The following is a 22,025-nucleotide window of genomic DNA, read 5'->3' as shown; positions in this document are numbered from 1 at the left end:
AAGATGAAAAAGCAAGAATATGCCATAGTAGATATTGAAACCACCGGTGGAAACGCCAGTGGCAGCCGCATTACCGAAATTGCCATTATCATTCATGACGGAGAAAACGTGATTGATCGCTATGAAACGCTTGTTAATCCGGAAAAAGAAATACCTATTTCGATTTTTGCCTTAACAGGAATTAATAATGAAATGGTTCGTAATGCACCAATCTTCGATGACATTTCAGATAAAGTTTTAGAAATGCTTACAGATCGTGTTTTTGTGGCACATAATGTCAACTTCGATTATTCTTTCGTTCGCCATCAACTTGAGCAAGCAGGTTTTAAATGGACCGCAAGAAAATTATGTACTGTTCGCGCAGCAAGAAAAATCAGACCTGGTTTTGCATCGTATAGTTTAGGTAAACTTTGCATTTCGCTCGACATACCTTTAGAGAATCAGCATCGTGCCGGCGGCGATGCAGATGCGACTGCAATATTATTTTCACGATTACTCGAATGGGATGATGAAGGCCATATCGAAAAAATGATCAAAAACACATCACAAGATCAGCGTTTACCTCCTAATTTACCTCCTGAAGATTTTAATAACTTACCGGAAAAACCGGGCGTATATTATTTTTATAATGAGGTAAAAAAAGTAATTTATGTAGGGAAAGCAATTAATCTAAAAAAACGCGTGGCTTCTCACTTTAGCGGTCATAAGATCAATCCGCAAAGACAGCATTTTTTAAGGGATATACATTCCATTTCTTTTGAAGTCTGTGGCAACGAATTAATGGCGCTCTTGTTAGAATGTACAGAAATCAAGCATCTATGGCCAACCTATAATAGAGCATTAAAACGGTTTGAACCAAAATTTGGATTGTATCAATATGAAGCCCGCAACGGATACAAATATCTCGCACTTGGGAAACTCAATAAATTTCAGTCGTGCATTGAGCATTTCAGCAGTATAAATGAAGGGACAAATATATTGCGGAGTCTGACAGAACAATTTGAAATTGATTATAGATTTTGTAAATATCTAAGGCCTGAAGACGGAGAATTATTTCAAAATAATGATATAAAAGACTTGCCGGATGTTTCGCACCATAATGAGCAAGTCGACAATGCTATTGATTTTTTATTAAACAACAGGCCTACTTTTGCGATTATAGAAAAAGGAAGAACATCACACGAACGAAGCTGTATCTGGATCGAGAATGGTCATTTTTATGGTATGGGATATATTCCTTTAGATGTTGCGATTACAGATCTGCTAGAAGTAAAAAATTATGCTACACCTTATAAAAGTAATCAATACATCGAGCAATTGATTTTTGCTTATGCCGAAAAAAATCCGCGTAAAGTATTCTTTAACAAACAGTTTCTAAAATAAAAACATGAATTTGTGTAAATATAAAGGCGCAAAAAGCTGTAAATTTAATGATACAACTAATTAAATCTACTATGAAAATAGCAACTTATAACGTAAACGGGGTCAACGGACGGTTAAATGTATTATTAAAATGGCTTGAAGAAGCTAAGCCGGATATTGTTTGTCTGCAGGAACTAAAAGCACCACAGGATAAATTTCCGTTTAAAGCGATTAATGATGCAGGATATAATGCTATTTGGCACGGACAAAAGCAATGGAATGGTGTTGCTATTCTGGCTCTTAATATGGAAATTGAAGAAATAACACGCGTTCTTCCGGGTGATGATGAAGATATACAAAGCCGTTATATCGAGGCTTTGATCAATGGCATTGTGATAGCATGCCTTTATCTTCCAAACGGAAATCCTGCTCCGGGCCCTAAATTAGAATATAAACTAAAATGGTTTCAACGCCTGACTGATCGTGCAGCAACTTTATTAAGTTTAAAAACTCCGGTAATATTGGTTGGAGATTATAATGTCATGCCAACAGAAATGGATGTTTATAAACCTGAAAAATGGGTAAACGACGCACTTTTTCTACCTGAAGTGCGAAAAGCTTTTGCAGCTATTGTGGCACAAGGCTGGACAGATGCAATTCGGAAGTTATATCCTGACGAGAAAATTTACACTTTTTGGGATTATTTTAGAAATGCCTATCAAAGAGATGCGGGTCTTAGAATCGATCATTTTTTACTTAGTTCTGAATTAGTAAAAAAATTGGTTTCCGGGGGAGTTGACCGCTATGTGCGGGGCTGGGAAAAAACAAGTGACCATGCGCCGGTATGGATTGAAATTGACACAAAATAATTGAACAATGACACTATTTAGCGATACTGAATTATTTGCCACAGGTTTAACAGGAAGAAAAGTATTTGACCTGCCTGATGCAGAACTTATTTTGATCGATAATTTCTTTACTAAAGAAGAATCTGATCGTTTTTATGAAAAACTGCTTCATCAAACTAAATGGAGAGAATATGAAATGGAAATGTATGATAAAATCGTTACAGCTCCGCGAATGATTTCCTGGTATGAAGATAAAGATAATGTTGGAGCAGATCAAAACGGACCTAACTGGACTTACGAACTGTTGACTATTAGAGGCAGGGTTGAGAAAGAAACTCAGCTTGATTTTAACAGTCTGTTGCTCAATTTATATCGAGACGGCAATGATGGTGTTTCGTGGCACAGCGACAAAGAACATAATTCAGGGCCAAACCCCATTATTGCTTCGGTAACTTTTGGGGAGACCAGAATGTTCCGACTTCGCCATAAATTTCGAAAAGAAATTCCCCAGATAGAGATTCCTTTACATCACGGGTCATTTCTATTAATGGCAGGAACAACTAATAGTTTTTGGCAGCATCAGGTTCCTAAAACAGCCAAAAATGTATTGCCAAGAATCAATTTAACATTTAGAAGAACTAAACGAAGTGAATGATTCTAAATCACTCAAAATGAGTTTTTTTAAGTTCAAAAACGACGAGGAAAATTCCTCCTCTAAAAGTTAAAATACTCAGTACATGAACCTTTTATTAGGCAGAACCTATCTTTTTTACTACTTTTGCAACCTTTTTTTACCTATATATTACCACAATGGCTCACTCAAACAATGATTTATTGCGTTTCTTAGATGCGCAAAACAAACTTTATCTTACTGCTTTTTCTGAAATCAAAAAAGGAAAAAAAGAGACTCACTGGATGTGGTTTATTTTTCCTCAGATTAAAGGATTGGGCAAAAGCGATACTGCAAATTATTATGCCATTAACGATCTCAAAGAAGCAACCGAGTTCCTGGAACATCCCATTTTAGGAAAACATCTTATCGAAATTTCTGAGCTATTTTTGACTTTTAGAAGAAAATCAGCAGATGGAATTTTAGGAGATTTAGATGCACGTAAACTACGCTCTTCTATGACGTTATTTTCTTTAGTAGAAAATACAAATCCTATATTTCAGGAAGTATTAGAAGCATTCTTCTCCGGAGAATCAGATCCATTGACTTTGTCTATTATTAATTCATCTATAAAATCTTCTCTTGAAACTGAAATGGCGTAATTGCCACTACTAATTCATTAGATTATTTAAATTAAAAGACACTACATTTTTTGCTTTTGCAGATTGGTAGTGTTTTTTTTGCCCACAGGTTTTACGGATTAAACGGATTTACGCTGATTTTTTATTACTCAAAATTAAGACACAAAAAATGCCTTGCTAAAAACAAGGCATTTATATTCTGAACTTACTCAAAGTAAAAAATAAGACCTGTATAAATCCGTAAAACCTGTGGGCAATACCACAAACTAAATCTAACCTGAAACTTTAAACCTGAAATAAACTTTTACTCTTTTGGTTTTGTTAAGTAGTATACTGGAATTCCGGTTAACATAATAAAAACTCCCCATCCACATGTTGAAAATTTTGTAATTAATAGCGAAATACAAATTGCACTTGCAATCACAATATACAATAATGGCAAAAATGGATATCCAAATGCTCTGTAAGGTCTTTCTACATCAGGCATTTTTTTACGTAAAATGAAAATTCCATAGATAGTTAGTATGTAAAAAATCAAAACGATGATAATTACGAAATCTAATAAATCACCATATTTCCCAGTCAGACACAAAGCCGAAGCCCAGATGCATTGCGCCCACAAAGCCCAAGCCGGAACACTCGATTTGTTTAAGACAGCTGCTTTTTTAAAGAACAATCCATCAGTTGCCATTGTATAATAAACTCTGGCTCCTGCCATAATTAATCCGTTGTTACAGGCAAAAGTCGAAATCATAATCATAATAGCGATAATCAACGTACCTATATTACCAAAAATATATTGAGAGGCCACCACCGCTACTCTATCAGATTTTGCTGTTGCAATTTCGTCTAACGGAATCACCGCCAAATACATTAAATTGGTCAGTACATAAATAATTGTTACAATAAAAGTTCCTAAAAACAAACTGAAACCAACGTTACGTTTCGGGTTTTTAATTTCTCCCGCAATAAATGTTACACCGTTCCACGCATCACTAGAGAATAATGATCCAACCATAGCAGCCGAAATTCCGCTAATCAAAGCTGTTCCGCTAATAGGCAGCCACGATCCTGTATCTTTATTAAACGAGCGTGTTGTCCAGGCATCTGCCCAGTTAGCGTCCCATACCGAAGCTTTTGCTGCCAATGTTAATCCAAAAATAATTAAACCCAGCAATGATAAAATTTTGATAATTGTAAGAACTGTTTGTAGAATTTTTCCGTTTTTGACACCGCGACTGTTAATAAAAGTTAGTAAAACAATCGTTAAAATCGAAACAATCTGCGCTGCATTAAGTTTAAAAGAACCCAATTCGTATAGAATATTTTCATCGCTTAACGGTATATACAAATAAGCCGCGAACTTTGAGAAAGCTACTCCAACTGCGGCAATAGTCCCAGTCTGAATTACAGCAAAAAAACTCCAGCCATACAAAAAGGCAATCAATTTATTGTAAGCTTCCTTAAGGTAAACATATTGTCCGCCAGCTTTTGGGAACATCGCACTCAGCTCACCATAACTCACAGCGGCAATAATAGTAATCAATCCGGAGATAAGCCAAATTAGCGTTAGCCATCCGGCTGAACCTACTTGTCTGGCGATATCGGCACTCACGATAAATATACCCGATCCGATCATAGAACCAACTACCAGCATGGTACCGTCTAATAATCCGAGTTCTCTTTTAAAATGTTCCTGGTCTTTTTCCTGCATGGTTTTGGTTTTTTGGGTTAGTTAAAGATATACTTTTTTCTGAAATTCCAAATCGTGAAGCTTCAAATTCCAAGTTGCGTATAAATGATCACAATTACGTTTACGGATTTCCATAAAATAATACTTTTTCATCTGTTTAAATTTGACACCTAATACAAGTATTACTCTAATAAGACTAGAAACATCTTAAAATCAAATAATGAAGACTATTAGCTTATTCTCAACTCTTGTGCTACGAATTATTATTCCGTAAATATCAACGAAGACACTCCTATTTTCACTTCTAAAAATGGAAAAGAATCAGTTACTATAATTCCAGAAGGATCTGGTGCATATATTAATAGAAGCGATAAAAAAGAAAGAAAAGTAAAATGGAGAAAATTTAAAGGTTGTGTCATAAATCCTGCATATAGCCATACATTCTTTTCCAGCACTTCAAGCAGCGACAACTCTTCTAATAGTAATTATACTAAATCCTCAACAAGAACTTCGTCTGGAGGAACTGTTCACGTAAAGGGCTATACAAGAAAAAACGGGACTTATGTTGCACCACACACACGAAGTTCTCCCAAAAGAAGATAAACAAAAAAGACATTCCTAATTAAATCAAAAAAAATGAAATTAATAATCCCACTTTTAATTCTTATTCTCAGTTACATACAAAATGAAGGAAAAGAAATCATCATCGAAGATCAAATTCAAAAAGCAAACAAAATCGAAGAAATTGCCTTAAAGACTTTTACTTATGAAGATATTGCCAGATATGCTATGGCATCTATTATGGGACAGCAACCGAAAATAATTTCTGCAATCAAAAAAGGGAATTTATATTATATATCGTATATTAGAAAATCAGATAAAAAGAAATTCAATTATAAAATAAAATTTGATGGAACTAAAATTATTTGGTCAAATATAGATGGAAGATGGAGGGATTCACAATATGATGAAAAAATCACTTTTATCGAAAAAAATAATAAACTCTCTATAATTCAAACTTTTAATGACGGTTCTAAGGATATTCAAGAATATAAAAGGGGTCAATAAGAATTCTAGCTTTTAAACAACTTAAATAGATCTTTTTATATTTTAGCATTAATAAAATGTCACTTGTGTAAGACAACAATTTAGACAAAATCGAAATATTATTTTATGTATATAATGTCCCAACAAGAAGAAATAATTAACAAGATTGAGCAGGACAAAATAGATTTTGATCCTGGCTTACAACTTTTATTAGAAGATCCTGAATACAATTTCAGAAGGCTTTTTACAACTTTGACAAATTATATATTCAACGCTATTCCTGAGAAAACACATTACAATACAGAAACTTATCAAAACGCTATAAAGACAATTCCTTTAAAACCTACTTATACTCCAATTGTACTTCTAAAAAGATTCCCAACACGAATTTCTTTTTATAGATTGGCAGAACTTCCTGAAAATGAATATAAAAAAATAATAACTTCGTTACTTTGGATTTATAAAATAACAGACACTGAAAGAAGAAATACAGAATGCAAAAATGGTTGTGGACATTTTTGGCATGAACTTAAGTAAAGCTATTTATAACTCAAAGTTTTCTATTTAATCAAAAATAGCAATATCATTAATCTTTTCCAAAACGAAACTAATAAAATGTTTATTGGAGAATTTTGATATGCACCAATTTAAAATTATATTAAAACTGTAGCTTTTTTGTCTATTAAACTAAAAGACAAATTAAGAACCTATTATACTTTAGATCTTAACTTGCAAAACTTTAATGATCGCATATGGCTGCTAGGAATAAATTAATCACATTTTCTTAAAAAACAAAAAATATAAAGCATTAAAAATAACCCCCTTAGATACATCACCTTAATAAAAACGAAATTTAACAAGAAAAAATAGATCATTTGTAAAACAAGATTCTTTTTTTATTAAATTTGAGAGAAGTGATAACAGTCATAAATACCAAAAATCTCATTAACAATTGTTTATTTTTTATTCGCAGAATAATTGAACCTCAACGATTATCAATATTGAATAATTAAACAAAAAAAGACTTTACAAGGCAGAAAATTAGAATCTTAAACCTACAAATCCGAAAATTATGCCCAAAGGTCAGTTTTTAAAAAATTTTCGTCTTTCGAATGTTTTTATTCTTTTAATAATTGTCTTCATTTCCTGCGCTTTACTAATTTGTATCAACTTTTTTACCATAAAAATATTATCGGCCAACAGAGCTTATGTCAATGGCGAATCTCATTATTCTAAAGGCCAAAAAGATGCTTCGCGCCATCTTATAACCTATCTGTATACAAAAGAACCTGATCAATGGAAATTATATACTGAAGAATTAAAAGTTCCTCAGGGCGATGGCATTGCCCGCAAAACACTTTTAGCGGTTGGAGACAATCAGGTAGCAAGACAAGGCTTTATTACTGGTCGCAATCATAAAGATGACATAGATGATATTGTTTGGCTATTTGTAAATTTTAAAAACATATCGTTTTTAGCAAAAGCCATTCACGAATGGGAAGAAGGCGATAATTTAATAGATGAACTTTTTGTTATTGGAACACAAATTAATGCTAAAATCAAGTATAATGTATTAACAACAACTAATCAGCAGGAATTTCTTTCTCAAATTAGCAACATTAGTGATAAACTAACTATCAATGAACGTAATTTCTCAAATACTCTGGGAGAAGGAACAAGAAAAATCAAGAGCCTGTTAATCATTGCTAATATTATTTTTATCTTAATTATTATTTTAAGTGTCTGCTCTTACTATTCGATAATGGTAAAAAGACTTCTTGCTTCTAAAAAAGAAATTGAAATTAAAAATGAAGATCTTATAGTCGTGAATCGCGAATTAGATCGGTTTGTTTATAGTGCATCCCACGATTTAAGATCACCAATAACTTCATTAAAGGGCTTGATCGAAATTACACAACTGGAAGATGATATTGACCAAATAAAAGATTACCTGCGTTTGATGTATCAAAGTCTTGCCAAACAAGATCAATTTCTCAACGACATCATTGACTATTCTAAAAACAAGCGCAAGCAGGTAATAATTGAACCTGTTAATTTAAGTGAATTATTTGATGAGGCAATTTCTCAATTAATGCATATTGAAAATGCAAACAAAATTACTTTTACACAAGAATTACTTGTCGATCAAATTCAGAGCGATGGATTTCGTTTAAAGATTATCATTAGCAATTTAATTTCTAATGCAATAAAGTATGCAGATACTAGCAAAGAGGAAATGTTTATTACCATAAAAACGTATGCCGCTGATGACTATAAAATTGAAATTACTGATAACGGAATTGGAATTAGCGATGAATTCAAAGACTCTATTTTCGAAATGTACTTTGGAACCAATAAAAACAAAGGATCAGGATTAGGACTTTATATTGTTAAAGAAGCTGTAGAGAACATTAAAGGAAATATCTCTGTATGCTCAGAAAGTACTATTGGAAGTAAGTTTACTGTAACAATCCCAAAACCACATGGAATCTAACACTACATTCTTATTAATTGAAGACAATTTGATTGATCAGCTGATTATAAAACAATTATTTAAGAAAGTACTTAATATTGATCAAATTTCAATTGCTAATAATGGAAGAGAAGGTCTGGAATGGATTAATAGAAATCAGAAGCAGTTACCGTTAGTCATTTTATTAGATATTCAGATGCCAATAATGAATGGATTTGAATTTTTGAATGAGTTTGACAAACTTAATGATGAGATTAAAAAAGAAACTCAAATCTATGTGCTTTCATCAACTTTAGATTCTGATGAAATTCTAAGAATAAAGAAAATCAATTATGTAAACGGTTTTTTAAATAAACCATTCCAAATTGATGAGTTTAAAAACAAGGCTAATTTAAAGGAATAAGACTATTGTAAAACACGATTTACTTGCGAAAAACTTCTTTGGTAATAAGGTTCTTTTGTAGATGAAATTATAACACCGCCATGAGTTGAGGAGTGCACAAATTTAATTTCACCATCAACTACTTCTACAACCATTCCCACATGATTGATATGGCGTCTGCCGTTTGTTTTAAAGAAAATCAAATCTCCTTTTTGAGCTTCTTCTGTCCCCACTTTAGTACCAACGCGGGATTGCTCAATCGAACTTCTTGGTAATTTGATATCAAAATTATTAAAAGTACAAATCATTAATCCGGAACAATCGAAACCAGCTTTTGTGGTGCCGCCCGATCTGTAACGGGTTCCAATATTTTCTGTTGCATTATCAATCAATTGATTAACTAATTCTGAATGATTGCTTACATGAAAAACTGAAGTTGTGTCTTTCTTGAAATCAGAATTATCAGCAACCTGTGTAGTTGTTGATGAATTTTCATTAACATCCGGAGTGATTACTGATCCTGCTGCATCTGCTTTTTCTTTTAAAGCATTAATTTTCAACAAAAAGCCTACTGGCAATTTCCCTTTAATAGATGGATTTTGGCGCTCCAATTCTGCAACCGTTAATCCGTATTTTTTAGCAATAGCATATTTAGTTTCTCTTGGCTGTACCTCAACAACTACATCTACATTTTGTGCAGGTATAATTTCCGGTTTTGCTTCATCATTTTTAATTATATTTTCTGATGTCAAAACAGTATTTTCAGCAATCTGGGTTTCAGATCCAACAGCAATATCCTGTATTTGCTGATCTGCTTTTTCTTTTGAAGTTCTAATTTTTAAAACATACCCTACAGGAAGTTTCTTTTTAATAGAGGGATTTTGTCTTTCCAGTTCTGCGACTGTTATTCCGTATTTTTTAGCAATAAGGTATTTTGTTTCCTTTGGCTTCACTTTAACCTCAACATCTGTTGAAGCAATTAGCTCTGGTTTTTCTGTTTGCGGATTTTTCTTTGTTTTTTCAGTTGAAACAATAGCATTAGACGGAATATTAAGTTTCTGTCCTATTTTCAAACCTTCACTTTCCAATGATGGATTTGCTTTTTTTAAATCATCAACAGAGATATTATATTTTTTTGAAATCGCCCAAAGACTTTCTCTCTCTTGTACTTCGTGCAAACCTGAATTTGAAATTATTGCAGGAGTTGTTTTAGCAACAATTTCATTTTTTTTTGTAGTAGCTTTTTTATTGGTATTCGGGATTAACAGAACCGAATTTAATTTTAGAACTTTAGGTGCATTTGGATTAGCATCTTCAATATCCTTTGTTTTAACACCATATTTTTTAGCAATTACAGTAAGGTTTTCTCCATTTGATATTTTGTGCTTGATAAATTTCTCCTGAGAAAAGACACCAACGCTAAAAAAAAACAACACTATAATTAATCTAAAAACCATACCTATTAAAGTTTAATGAATACTCTTTTAAGTTGAGACAATATTTAAACTCGAAAAAAGTGAATATATTACCTAAAAAGCGAATTTAACTTTTTAAAGTAAAAAACACACCTTTTTTAACATCTAATTTTGTTCAAATTAACATTCTCGAAATAAAAACAGAGCCAACAACTTAGAAATAAGAATATTACAACTACTTCCTCTTTTTATTACCAAAACCAACTTTTAAACCAAAAAACGATAAAAAAATATCTTTTTTTAATAAAGCAAATACCAAAGTTGTCGAGAACCTGCTCTAAATAAGAAACGCTCTGTTTTCACAGAGCGTTTTCTTTGTATATTAAAATCTTAAAGATTAAGCTTTACCGGCAGCAATTAAGTTTAATGCTGAGCCTGCAACAAACCAGCCAATTTGACCGGCGTTGTAAGTATGGTTAGCTAAGATAATATCTTTAGTACCATTAGCATGAACGAATTCTATCGTTAATGGTTTTCCGGGAGCAAAATCTACCAAATCAACGAAGTTAATTGTATCATCTTCCTGAATCTTATCATAATCAGCTTCATTAGCGAATGTTAATCCTAAAAGACCTTGTTTTTTAAGGTTTGTTTCATGGATACGTGCAAAAGATTTCACTAATACTGCTTTAACTCCTAAGAAGCGTGGCTCCATAGCAGCATGCTCACGTGAAGAACCTTCACCATAATTGTGATCGCCCACAACAATAGATGGTACTCCGGCTGCTTTGTATGCACGAGCAACAGCAGGAACCGCATCGTAAGTACCCGTTAATTGATTTTTAACTGAATTTGTTTTTTGGTTGAATGCATTTACTGCACCAATTAGCATATTGTTAGAAATATTATCTAAGTGTCCGCGGAAACGTAACCATGGTCCAGCCATAGAAATGTGATCTGTTGTACATTTACCGAAGGCTTTGATTAACAGTTTAGCACCTGTGATATTTTTACCATCCCAAGGATCAAACGGAGCTAATAATTGCAAACGTTCAGATGTTGGACTTACGACAACCTGAACTCCGGAACCATCTTCAGCCGGAACCTGGAAGCCCGGATCTTTAACATCAAATCCTCTTGGAGGCAGTTCATCTCCTGTTGGAGCTTCTAACATTACTTCTTCTCCATCTTCATTGATAAGAGTGTCTGTTAATGGGTTAAAACCTAAATCACCCGCAATTGCCATAGCAGTTACCAATTCTGGAGAACCTACGAAAGCTAAAGTATTTGGGTTACCATCTGCACGTTTTGAGAAGTTACGGTTGAATGAGTGAACAATTGTGTTTCTCTCTTCTTTTTCTGCTCCTTCTCTGTCCCACATACCAATACATGGTCCGCAGGCATTTGCAAAAACGGTAGCACCAATTTTTTCGAAAGTATCAATAAATCCATCTCTTTCGATTGTATAACGAACTACTTCTGAACCCGGAGTAATTGTAAACTGAGATTTAGTTTTTAAGTTTTTAGCACTTACTTGTCTTGCCAAAGAAGCTGCGCGAGCAATATCTTCGTAAGAAGAGTTGGTACAAGAACCTATTAAACCTACCTGAATTTGCAATGGCCAGTTGTTTTTGATCGCTGCTTCTTTCATTTTAGAAATCGGAGTAGCTAAATCCGGTGTAAAAGGACCGTTTAAGTGTGGCTCTAATTCAGTTAAGTTAATTTCGATAACCTGATCAAAATATTGTTCCGGATTAGCATAAACTTCCGGATCTCCTGTTAGGTAAGAAGCTACTTTATCTGCAGCATCTGCAACATCTGCTCTGTTTGTAGAACGCAGGTAACGACTCATTGAATCATCATAACCAAAAGTTGAAGTTGTAGCTCCAATTTCAGCACCCATATTACAAATAGTACCTTTACCGGTACAAGACATCGAAGTTGCGCCTTCACCAAAATATTCAACGATTGCACCTGTACCACCTTTTACAGTAAGAATACCGGCAACTTTAAGGATAACATCTTTAGGAGCTGTCCAACCGGATAATTTACCAGTTAGTTTTACTCCAATTAATTTAGGGAATTTAAGTTCCCAAGCCATACCGGACATAACGTCTACAGCATCAGCTCCACCAACACCAATAGCGACCATTCCTAAACCACCTGCATTTACAGTGTGAGAATCGGTACCAATCATCATTCCGCCCGGGAAAGCATAATTTTCAAGTACTACCTGATGAATAATTCCTGCTCCTGGCTTCCAGAAACCAATTCCATATTTATTAGAAACTGACGATAAGAAATCGAAAACTTCATTACTTTGTGTTTTTGCCCTTGCCAAATCTGTTGCAGCATCAACTTTTGCCTGAATCAAGTGATCACAGTGTACCGTTGTAGGAACTGCAACTTTAGATTTTCCGGCGTGCATAAATTGCAACAATGCCATTTGAGCTGTTGCATCCTGACACGCTACACGGTCCGGAGCAAAATCAACATAATCTACTCCTCTTCCAAACGCCTTGGTTGGATTTCCATCCCAAAGGTGATTGTACAAAATTTTCTCTGTTAAAGTAAGTGGACGACCAACAATTTCTCGTGCTTTATCAACACGACCTGGCATGTTGTCATACACTTTTTTAATCATTTCAATATCAAAAGCCATAAGTTATAATTGTTTTTGTTTTTTTTATTTGATCATCACAAGTTACAAAAAATTGAGGAGCTAGAAAAGAAAAAGCCCGAGTTTGTGACTCGGGCTTTTCAATTATCATTAACTAATCATATGATTACATTACTAACTGTTTGTTAGATGGCGCAAACTTAGTCAGATTGATACCTTCTACTGCAGTTGTATATTCCTCTAATGTTGGAGTTCTTCCAAGGATTGTCGACAAAACTACAACTGGTGTTGATGAAAGTAATGACTCTCCTTTTTTACCATCAGAGTCTTCTACAACTCTTCCCTGGAAAAGACGTGTAGATGTTGCCATTACTGTATCTCCTTTTGCTGCTTTTTCCTGGTTCCCCATACAAAGGTTACATCCCGGACGCTCTAAGTACAACATATTTTCATATTCTGTACGTGCTGCACCTTTAGGAGCACTATCATTAAATTCGAAACCAGAGTATTTTTGCAAAACTTCCCAGTCACCTTCTGCCTTAAGTTCGTCTACAATGTTATAAGTAGGCGGCGCTACTACAAGCGGCGCTTTGAACTCTACTTTGCCTTGTTGATCTTCTATGTTTTTTAGCATTTGAGCCAAAATTTTCATATCTCCTTTGTGAACCATACAAGAACCAATAAATCCAAGATCTACTTTTTTCACTCCTCCATAAAAAGAAAGAGGTCTGATAGTATCGTGAGTATATCGTTTAGAAACATCAACGTTGTTTACATCCGGGTCAGCAATCATTGGCTCTATAATCTGATCAAGGTCAATAACAACTTCTGCATAATACTTCGCATTTCCATCTGGAGTTAAAGCTGGTTTCTCAGCTGATTTAATCTCTGTAATTCTCTTATCTGCTTTATTAATTAAGCCTTGTAGAACTTGTTTTTCATTGTCCATACCTTTGTCGATCATGATCTGGATTCTGCCTTTTGCAATCTCCAGTGATTCAATTAGAGTATCATCCTCAGAAATACAGATAGAAGCTTTTGCTTTCATTTCTGCAGTCCAGTCTGTAAAGGTAAATGCCTGATCAGCATTAAGAGTCCCAAGATGAACCTCAATGATTCTACCCTGGAATACATTCTCTCCACCAAATTTCTTAAGCATCTGAGATTGTGTAGCATGAACTACATCACGGAAATCCATGTAGCTTTTCATATCTCCTACAAACGTAACTTTCACTGATTCCGGAATTGGCATTGAAGCTTCACCCGTAGCAAGTGCAAGAGCAACTGTTCCTGAGTCAGCACCAAACGCAACACCTTTAGACATTCTTGTATGCGAGTCACCACCAATAATGATAGCCCACTCATCTATTGTAATATCATTTAAAACTTTATGAATTACATCTGTCATTGCATGATAAACACCTTTAGGATCACGAGCTGTGATAAGACCAAAGTTGTTCATGAATTTCATTAATTTTGGAATATTTGCCTGCGCTTTTTTATCCCATACTGATGCTGTATGACAACCAGACTGATATGCACCATCAACGATTGGCGAAATTACAGTAGCTGCCATAGATTCTAATTCCTGAGCAGTCATAAGACCGGTCGTATCTTGAGAACCCACAATATTAACTTCTACACGAACATCTGATCCAGCGTGTAACACTTTACCTGCAGGTATACCAACAGCATTTCTGTTAAAGATTTTTTCTACTGCCGTAAGACCTTGTCCCTCATAAGAAATCTCTTTTGACGGAGCAAATACAAGAGGAATCTCAATATCTAAAATTTTTGCTGCTAATGTCTGTAGTTTTTTACCAAATACAATTGCGTATGATCCACCAGCTTTTATAAATTCCATTTTCTGAGGAGTAAATGCCTTAGAAATGTCAATTAGCTCTTTGTCGCCATTATATAGTTTCTTGGTTTTAGTATTTATTGTAAGTACTGTACCGGTAGCAACAGAGTATGCTTCTTCCAGAATTGGCTCATTATTTTCATTGCGAATAATGTTACCATCTGCGTCAAGCTTTTTTACCCAGTTTTTAAGATCTAAACCAATACCACCTGTAACGTCAACAGTTGTTAGGAAAATTGGAGAAATACCGTTTGTACCTCCAACAATTGGAGCAATATTTACAAATGGAATGTATGGACTTGCTTGTTTACCTGTCCAAAGTGCCACGTTGTTTACACCTGACATTCTGGATGAACCTACACCCATAGTTCCTTTTTCTGCAATCAACATCACACTTTTATCAGGATGTTGTGCTTGTAGTGCCTTAATTTCTTGTTGTGCCTGAGGAGTAATCATACACTGACCATGAAGTTCGCGGTCAGAACGTGAGTGAGCCTGGTTACCAGGAGATAGTAAATCAGTCGAAATATCACCCTCTCCGGCAATAAAAGTAACTACTTTAATTTCTTCTACAACATCCGGCAGTTTAGTAAAAAACTCCGCTTGTGCGTAGCTTTTAATAATCTCGATAGCGATTGGGTTCTCATTTTTAAATGCTTCCTTTAAACGATCCGTGTCTGCCTCATAAAGGTAAACTTGTGTTTTAAGAACATTTGCCGCTTCTTTTGCAATAGCCGCATTATCACCAAGAGCTAAATCCAGAAGTACCTCAATAGAAGGTCCGCCTTTCATGTGTGACAATAATTCAAAAGCAAAAGCAGGTGTTATTTCTTTTACTACAGACTCACCAAGGATGATCTCCTTTAAAAACTTAGCTTTCTCACCGGCAGCACTTGTTGTTCCTGGTATAGTATTGTAGATAAAGTGTTTAATAGAGTCTTCTCTATATTGGTTATCTAAATCTTTAATCTGAGCGATGATTACACTTAACAATTCCGCACCATCAATTGGTTTCGGATGAAGTCCTTGTTCTTTTCGCTCTTCAATTTCTTTAATATAATCTTTGTAAATATTCATTTCATTATCAAAAGCCATAGTAAATAGGTATTTTTATTTTTTTGTACGCAAATTTAAAAATTAAAGCCGAGAATTAAAAAGAATATAACAGAAGTCGCCTTTTTAAAAATTATTATTGCTAAAAAACGATTTTGACTGCTTGTTTTTATCAAAATATCAGTTTTGCATTAAAAAAATAAATTATTGATATTTTAAAATCTTTTCTTTAACAAAGTCGAAATTTAATGTTACAAACGAAGTCAGATTTTATCCCGTTTTTCACTAAGAACCTTTCTAAATTAGCATTTACAACGTTATAGTTTTTAATTGTACGTCTTCGCTGCATCATAATTAAAAGAAAACTTAGACTGCATTTTTAAAAATTTTACATCAGCCAAATAAATGAAATAAAAAACGTGTAATTCAATTTTTCTTATAACTTTGCAATTCAAAGTACTTTTAAATAAATACAACTATGAAATACAAATTAGAAATTTTAGAATATTACACTCAAAAACCTGAAGTTGTAATTAGCTTAATCGTAACTGTTATTAGCAGTCTTCTATTAATGGGCACGCTTCTTTTTAAAGAATTACGATTTCACAATTTTGATTCAATTGCGATACTGAGTCTAATTTTTGAATTAGTTTACGGAGCTGGTCTTTCTTTTATAATTCTTAGAAAAAAAGAGACCTATATTCACTTAACCCCATTCTTAATCCTCAATTGGTTTATTGGATGTTTCTGCCTAAATATTTTTATCCCAGTTTTTCAAGATCTGCCAATTTGGGTTTATTTCGCAACTCTTGCTTTCTGCCTTTCTAATTTTTTCATTTACAGAAATTCAGACGAAAGCCGCAATATTGCCATTCCGTTTTTTATAAATGGTTTGTCATTTGGAATCATTTTATATTTCACAGCATATTTAATTCCTGTTATGCCAATTTCTTTTGTCGGAATAATAGACTTAGGATTAGGATTCTACGGTTTAGTTCCTGCATTGGTATTAATTATTCATACAGCAACAATTGCCCGATACCTGAACAGAAATAAAATATATGCTGTTTCTTTTAGTGCAGGCTTCTTACTTATATTAATAAGTTTAGCTGTTTTTACGATAGGATTAAGTATTGAAAGCAGAAAAATAGCTCAAACAGCGAGACTAAATTCATTTGATCAAAATGCAGATCTTCCTAATTACATTACGATTTCACAGCATTTAAAACCTAATTTTTTTAACGAAATTCTATTAAAAAAAGACATCGTCTACATTCCGCTTCACGATCTGTTTTCTTTTGGAGGTTTCAATTCATTTGGCAGCAAACAATACAATGATAAAAAAACACACAATCCGTTTATCTCTATTGCCTATTTATTTTGTAAAGATCTTAATCTAAGTAACGATGACAGAATAAATATCCTGAAATCAAACTTTGACAAACGTTTAGAAACTGAGGAGCACTTATGGAGCGGCGAAGATTTATTTACCAAAACGATCAAAGAAGATGTAAAACTTTATCCCGAAGCTCGTTTGGCTTATACCGAAATTACAATGAAGATTGAATGTTCTAAGGATTCATGGCGAGATCAGGAAGCCATTTATTCTTTTCAACTACCGGAAGGCTCTGTTGCAACATCTCTTTCGTTATGGGTTAACGGAATTGAAAGGAAAGGTGTTTTGACTACTAAAGAAAAAGCTCATAAAGCATACAAACAAATTGTTGGTGTAGAAAGCCGCGATCCATCATTAATGCAATGGAAAGAAGGAAACAAAGTTGTTGTTAGAGTTTTCCCCATAAATCAAAAGAATCCACGAACATTTAAATGCGGTTTTACAACTCCGCTAAAAGTCGAAGATAACGAAATGAAATACCAAAGTCTCTCTATAAAAGGCCCGAATATTTCAAATGCAGAAACTATTTCAAGAATTCAGACTGTTGGAAATACAAAAATCGTGACCAGTAAAGATTTTGAGCTTAAAAAGGATTTTTACATCAATCAATCAAAAGGCCTAGACAACTGGGAAGCTTTGATGCCTTTGACCAAGCCTTTGCAATCAAGTTCGTTTACGTGGAAAAACAAAGTTTATGAAGTAAAAGACATCCAGAAAACTGTTATTCCTTTTGCACCCGTAGAAATCATATTGGATTTGAACAGCAGCTGGACTACCAAACAAATAGAATCTCTTGTGAACTTAAATAAAAAAAATGTATTTGTTTTTGTAAACGGAAAGAAAGAAGCAATCAATAATGATAATTTCAGGGCTATAGAACTAGAATTTGAAGATCTCCATTATTCTTTACTGCCTCTTTATAAAATTACCCAAAACAGCTTAATCATCACAAAATGCGGAACTTTTTCTGCCAATTTTGAAGAACTTGAAGACTCGAATTATTTAAGAAGAATAAGAACCGAAACTAAGCAGCGAAACCTAAAGATAATTAATATATCATCTGATATCAATCCGTTTTGGCAAACTGCCAAGGAGCAAAAATATGTAGATTACTATCAGACTAGTCTAAAAAATACTTTACAACTAATCAATGAGAATCAATTTGTTTTATTTAAAAATGACATCAATAGTGTCAATATTGAGCCGGCGAATATTTCTATTACCCAAAACCCTCAAAACAATACTTTAAAAATTAATGGTCCGGACCATATTTACAGAATGTACGCTTTTGGAAAAGTTCTTGAGGAACAGGTAAAAATCCAGAACGACACATTAACCAGTAATTCATATGTAGAACTGGCAAAAGACGCAAATATTGTCACCCCTATTTCATCTTTAATTGTTCTTGAAACTGATGATGATTATAAAAACAATGGAATTGAGAAAAACGTAGATACTTTAGGAAATGCTTCTATCAACAATGACGGATCAGTTCCTGAACCTCATGAATGGTTATTAATCATTCTTGGATCAACAATGCTTTTCATTTATTATGCAAAAAACAAAAAGAAAGCGATTTAATGAAGCTACTACTTAAATATAAAAAAGCAATTGTGCTATTGACTCTGATTTGCTTATTGGTTATAAACTCGAATATAGTTATATCAGGTCTTGACAGCAATCTTTTTGGAATTGTATTTTCTATAGTATTATTTCTTATCGGGGGTAGAAAAACTTCATTTAATATGAACTACCCTCTTTGGGGTCTCATTTTTCTATTAGAATTTATAAGCTATCGTTTGCACACTAAATCTTTGCATTTTTTAGCTTTGGCACTTTTAGCATGTTTCATCTATTATAGTTTTACTCAAAAATTTTCATTCATTGCTTTTATCTGTATTCTATTATTCTCGTCGCTTTTTAATACTTTTTTCGATTATTTGACTGTAGAAATCAAACAGTCTCTTTGTTATGTTGTTTATTTAACCTTAAAAAATTTCATTCCGATTACTAAAATAGAAGGTGTGAATTTCTACATCAATAATGCAAAAATTACAGTCGACACTGCATGCATGGGATTATCTATGTTCAAAACAGGTTTGCTTGTTGGGGCTTTTTTACTAACATTAGAAGAACGAAAACAACAAAAGTACTACAACGTAAAACAGATTTTCCTTTTTTGCTGTCTTGTGATCGGATTAAATATTATTTCGAATTACTTTAGAATCATAACATTAATTCTATTTAATTGTACCGAGGAAAATACGCTGCATCATACAATAGGTTTGCTTTGCTTTGCATTTTATCAGATCGTGCCAATGTTGTTTTTCATTCGTTACTTAAAACCTAAAAAGGAAGAAATTGTACATATAAATCTTGCCCAATTTACTTTTATTCCAATTATAATAGGGTTCTTAATACTATTCGTAACGAGTGTAGAGATTAAAAAAGAGATTAAACATGATTTACTTGAGAATCTAAATCCTGAATACAACACCAAAGATAGAATATGGGTTAATAATGAAGTTTATAAAATCGTAACTCCGGAAAAGCTTATTTATATTAAAACTCCATCTCACAATCCTTTAGTTTGCTGGACAGGAACTGGCTATAAAATTATTGAATCAAAAATGATTAAGAGAAATAATGAAAAAGTATGGATGGTTCGAATGGAGAAAAATAACATTCAATATTCATCTTATTGGTGGTACGAATGCGATCACAAAAAACATACTTCGCTTGTAGAGGTGCTTTTAATAAAACTTTTTTACAACAAATCTGTACGTTTGATAAATGAAACGAGTACTACCAAATGACATAAAAAAAGTCTGATCATAATTTACGAGGGCACTGAAAAACATCCCTTATTTTTGATCAGGTTTATTTTTTAGACAATAAAAAACGCTTATAACAGGATTTAAAAATATCCGTTATAAGCGTTTTTCGTTTTATAACTGTTTTTTATTTGCGGTTACATGAGTCTGTTTTTGACTTATAGAGAGGTGTTTTGAGTAATCATGTTTGGGTTGTAATTTCTTTATATCAATTTCAGTATTCTTTTTAAATTGACCGTAAAAATAGCCATTGCACCTTGCATTTGCATACTATCTATCCCATAAGATGTTGCTCTGTCATACCCATGTACATTTTTTAGTTCACTGTTTTTGGCTTCTATTTTGTATCGGTGTTTTGCTTTGTCTTTGTAGAAGTCAGTTTCCTGAAAGGCAATTTGTTTTTGATGTAAATTAGATTTTACTGTTACAGAATATGTTTTTGTCTTTGATCCGTCTTTGTAACATCCTTCTTTTAATGGACAAGACTTACATTTTTCGACATCAAAATAATGGGTTTCTGCTTGATTTTTTCCGACATTTTTTTTGCCCTGTTTGGCTTTTCGTATAGCTATATGCCCTGCAGGACAAACAAATCTATCGGCATCTTTATTGTAATCAAATTTATCTTCCTCTTTTCTAGCTCCTTGCGCTATTGTAATATTTAGTTTGGCTACCACTTTAATATTTTGATCGCTCGCTTGCTTGATATTTTCTGTTCCTGTATAAGCTCCATCTCCAATAATAGTGTTTACATCAATTCCGTTTTCTTGGCTAATCTCTACTAGTTTTGGTAATTCTGGACCATCTCCTTTTTCTCCTGAAGTTACTACAGCTGCTGTAATGATACGCTCTTCTGTCATCGCTAAATGAGTCTTATATCCAAAGAAAGAGCTATCAGCAGATTTATGACCTGTTTTAGCATCTGTATCTTTTGATAAAATAAAATTTTCCTGAGTATCTTCTATCGTTTCTTTAAGAAGATTTAGCTTTTCTTTCACAGCTGGTATAGAACTCAAAGATTCTTCTTTTTCTATGCGTTGTTCCAGTTCTTTACAATAGGCTAATTCTTTTTCTAATTCATTGGTATCATTTTTCCTGGGCATCTGCTCTTTGAATTGGTCATCAAATAAATAGACCGTTTTTCGTAGCAGTTTAGATCGCTCTCTCAATACATCAATTGCTGAAAATGGATTGGATCTCGATAAAGTATGTGTGGCATCAACTATAATAGATCTGGATTTAATGATTCCTTTTTCAACAGCTATAGATACTGTTTTGCCAATGAGTAGATTTAATAAGTCGGTGTCCTTTAGACGCAATTTTCTAAACTTTGTCAAGGAGCTTGGATTTATGACGCCTTCCTCCGGAGCCATTTCTAAGAAATATTTAAAAGACATATCAAAACGCGAACGCTCTACTACATCAACATCAGAAACGTCATAGATTGTTTTTAGAAGCAAATACTTAAACATGCGCACTGGGCTCTCTGCTGTGCGACCGTTATTGGAACAGTATTTATCTAATAACTCATCGTAGATAAATGAAAAATCTATTAGTTCGTTGATTTTCCTTAGCAGATTATCCTTTGGAACGATTAAATCATATAATGAAGAATAGGGACTAAACTGAATTTGTTGCTGTTGAATTAACATCTAAAAAGCCTTATGATTACACCCAAAAGATACAAAAAAAAGAGTAGAAAACTTTTAGCTTCTACTCCTTTAATTAAAAATTATTCCTGAAAAGGACTTTTTCAGTGCCCTCATTTATTTATTCGGGCTTTTCTATTT

At 33.5% G+C, this 22,025-nt stretch carries 15 protein-coding genes; 10 read left to right on the top strand and 5 right to left on the bottom strand.

The window, feature by feature from the left end:
* Window positions 1–3 precede the first annotated feature (3 nt).
* From QLQ94_RS10410 to QLQ94_RS10395, 4 genes are all read left to right on the top strand, one after another.
* Window positions 4–1,383, top strand: a complete 1,380-nt coding sequence (locus tag QLQ94_RS10410) for an exonuclease domain-containing protein (RefSeq protein WP_271337821.1) — start codon at window positions 4–6, stop codon at window positions 1,381–1,383.
* Between the two features lie 47 nt (window positions 1,384–1,430).
* Entirely contained in the window at window positions 1,431–2,231 is an 801-nt protein-coding gene (gene xth, locus QLQ94_RS10405) for an exodeoxyribonuclease III (protein ID WP_427402897.1), read from the top strand.
* 7 nt (window positions 2,232–2,238) lie between these two features.
* Window positions 2,239–2,865 (top strand): alpha-ketoglutarate-dependent dioxygenase AlkB family protein, encoded by a 627-nt coding sequence (locus tag QLQ94_RS10400; protein ID WP_427402896.1) that lies wholly within the window; start codon window positions 2,239–2,241, stop codon window positions 2,863–2,865.
* A gap of 155 nt (window positions 2,866–3,020) precedes the next feature.
* Window positions 3,021–3,482: a DUF1810 domain-containing protein gene (locus QLQ94_RS10395; protein WP_271337826.1), complete on the top strand. Its 462-nt coding sequence runs from the start codon at window positions 3,021–3,023 to the stop codon at window positions 3,480–3,482.
* Window positions 3,483–3,765: 283 nt separating this feature from the next.
* Here the strand turns inward: QLQ94_RS10395 and QLQ94_RS10390 are convergent, their stop codons facing one another.
* Entirely contained in the window at window positions 3,766–5,175 is a 1,410-nt protein-coding gene (locus QLQ94_RS10390; protein WP_271337828.1) for an APC family permease, read from the bottom strand.
* A 615-nt stretch (window positions 5,176–5,790) separates the two neighbouring features.
* On the opposite strand from QLQ94_RS10390, the gene QLQ94_RS10385 reads away from it, so the two are divergent.
* From QLQ94_RS10385 to QLQ94_RS10370, 4 genes are all read left to right on the top strand, one after another.
* Complete coding sequence (locus QLQ94_RS10385) at window positions 5,791–6,222, top strand: hypothetical protein (protein ID WP_482499674.1); 432 nt, start codon at window positions 5,791–5,793, stop codon at window positions 6,220–6,222.
* Window positions 6,223–6,327: 105 nt separating this feature from the next.
* Window positions 6,328–6,738, top strand: coding sequence for a DUF5958 family protein (locus QLQ94_RS10380; RefSeq protein ID WP_482499672.1), 411 nt, complete (start codon window positions 6,328–6,330; stop codon window positions 6,736–6,738).
* Window positions 6,739–7,273: 535 nt separating this feature from the next.
* Window positions 7,274–8,695, top strand: coding sequence for a sensor histidine kinase (locus QLQ94_RS10375; RefSeq protein WP_482499670.1), 1,422 nt, complete (start codon window positions 7,274–7,276; stop codon window positions 8,693–8,695).
* On the top strand, window positions 8,685–9,077 hold the full coding sequence (locus QLQ94_RS10370) for a response regulator (protein ID WP_271337835.1): 393 nt from the start codon (window positions 8,685–8,687) through the stop codon (window positions 9,075–9,077). The genes QLQ94_RS10375 and QLQ94_RS10370 overlap by 11 nt, the downstream gene beginning before the upstream one ends.
* A gap of 2 nt (window positions 9,078–9,079) precedes the next feature.
* On the opposite strand, the gene QLQ94_RS10365 is transcribed toward QLQ94_RS10370, so the two are convergent.
* The 3 genes from QLQ94_RS10365 to QLQ94_RS10355 all read right to left on the bottom strand — a co-directional run bounded on the left by QLQ94_RS10365 (window position 9,080) and on the right by QLQ94_RS10355 (window position 16,029).
* The gene (locus tag QLQ94_RS10365) at window positions 9,080–10,513 is read right to left on the bottom strand and encodes a peptidoglycan endopeptidase (protein ID WP_271337836.1); all 1,434 of its coding nucleotides are present in this window, start codon (window positions 10,511–10,513) and stop codon (window positions 9,080–9,082) included.
* Between the two features lie 355 nt (window positions 10,514–10,868).
* Window positions 10,869–13,133: an aconitate hydratase gene (locus tag QLQ94_RS10360; RefSeq protein ID WP_271337839.1), complete on the bottom strand. Its 2,265-nt coding sequence runs from the start codon at window positions 13,131–13,133 to the stop codon at window positions 10,869–10,871.
* Window positions 13,134–13,257: 124 nt separating this feature from the next.
* Window positions 13,258–16,029: a bifunctional aconitate hydratase 2/2-methylisocitrate dehydratase gene (locus QLQ94_RS10355; protein ID WP_482499960.1), complete on the bottom strand. Its 2,772-nt coding sequence runs from the start codon at window positions 16,027–16,029 to the stop codon at window positions 13,258–13,260.
* Between the two features lie 454 nt (window positions 16,030–16,483).
* Here QLQ94_RS10355 and QLQ94_RS10350 point away from each other — a divergent pair, with 454 nt between their 5' ends.
* Window positions 16,484–18,982: an XrtN system VIT domain-containing protein gene (locus tag QLQ94_RS10350; protein ID WP_482499667.1), complete on the top strand. Its 2,499-nt coding sequence runs from the start codon at window positions 16,484–16,486 to the stop codon at window positions 18,980–18,982.
* Window positions 18,910–20,217 carry an exosortase N gene (gene xrtN, locus QLQ94_RS10345; RefSeq protein ID WP_482499665.1) on the top strand — a complete coding sequence of 436 codons (1,308 nt, stop codon included), beginning with the start codon at window positions 18,910–18,912 and terminating at the stop codon, window positions 20,215–20,217. Before QLQ94_RS10350 ends, xrtN begins: the two co-directional genes overlap by 73 nt.
* Before the next feature lie 221 nt (window positions 20,218–20,438).
* Here the strand turns inward: xrtN and QLQ94_RS10340 are convergent, their stop codons facing one another.
* Complete coding sequence (locus QLQ94_RS10340; protein ID WP_482499663.1) at window positions 20,439–21,887, bottom strand: IS1182 family transposase; 1,449 nt, start codon at window positions 21,885–21,887, stop codon at window positions 20,439–20,441.
* Window positions 21,888–22,025 lie beyond the last annotated feature (138 nt).

Source organism: Flavobacterium sp. B114r (genome assembly GCF_056824125.1).
This window is presented reverse-complemented; position numbering and strand designations above follow the sequence as displayed.

Coding starts and splice junctions, on each gene's coding strand:
- QLQ94_RS10410 (WP_271337821.1), top strand. CDS start 4: ATGAAAAAGCAAGAATATGCCATAGTAGATATTGAAACCACCGGTGGA.
- xth (WP_427402897.1), top strand. CDS start 1,431: ATGATACAACTAATTAAATCTACTATGAAAATAGCAACTTATAACGTA.
- QLQ94_RS10400 (WP_427402896.1), top strand. CDS start 2,239: ATGACACTATTTAGCGATACTGAATTATTTGCCACAGGTTTAACAGGA.
- QLQ94_RS10395 (WP_271337826.1), top strand. CDS start 3,021: ATGGCTCACTCAAACAATGATTTATTGCGTTTCTTAGATGCGCAAAAC.
- QLQ94_RS10390 (WP_271337828.1), bottom strand. CDS start 5,175: ATGCAGGAAAAAGACCAGGAACATTTTAAAAGAGAACTCGGATTATTA.
- QLQ94_RS10385 (WP_482499674.1), top strand. CDS start 5,791: ATGAAATTAATAATCCCACTTTTAATTCTTATTCTCAGTTACATACAA.
- QLQ94_RS10380 (WP_482499672.1), top strand. CDS start 6,328: ATGTATATAATGTCCCAACAAGAAGAAATAATTAACAAGATTGAGCAG.
- QLQ94_RS10375 (WP_482499670.1), top strand. CDS start 7,274: ATGCCCAAAGGTCAGTTTTTAAAAAATTTTCGTCTTTCGAATGTTTTT.
- QLQ94_RS10370 (WP_271337835.1), top strand. CDS start 8,685: ATGGAATCTAACACTACATTCTTATTAATTGAAGACAATTTGATTGAT.
- QLQ94_RS10365 (WP_271337836.1), bottom strand. CDS start 10,513: ATGGTTTTTAGATTAATTATAGTGTTGTTTTTTTTTAGCGTTGGTGTC.
- QLQ94_RS10360 (WP_271337839.1), bottom strand. CDS start 13,133: ATGGCTTTTGATATTGAAATGATTAAAAAAGTGTATGACAACATGCCA.
- QLQ94_RS10355 (WP_482499960.1), bottom strand. CDS start 16,029: ATGAATATTTACAAAGATTATATTAAAGAAATTGAAGAGCGAAAAGAA.
- QLQ94_RS10350 (WP_482499667.1), top strand. CDS start 16,484: ATGAAATACAAATTAGAAATTTTAGAATATTACACTCAAAAACCTGAA.
- xrtN (WP_482499665.1), top strand. CDS start 18,910: ATGGTTATTAATCATTCTTGGATCAACAATGCTTTTCATTTATTATGC.
- QLQ94_RS10340 (WP_482499663.1), bottom strand. CDS start 21,887: ATGTTAATTCAACAGCAACAAATTCAGTTTAGTCCCTATTCTTCATTA.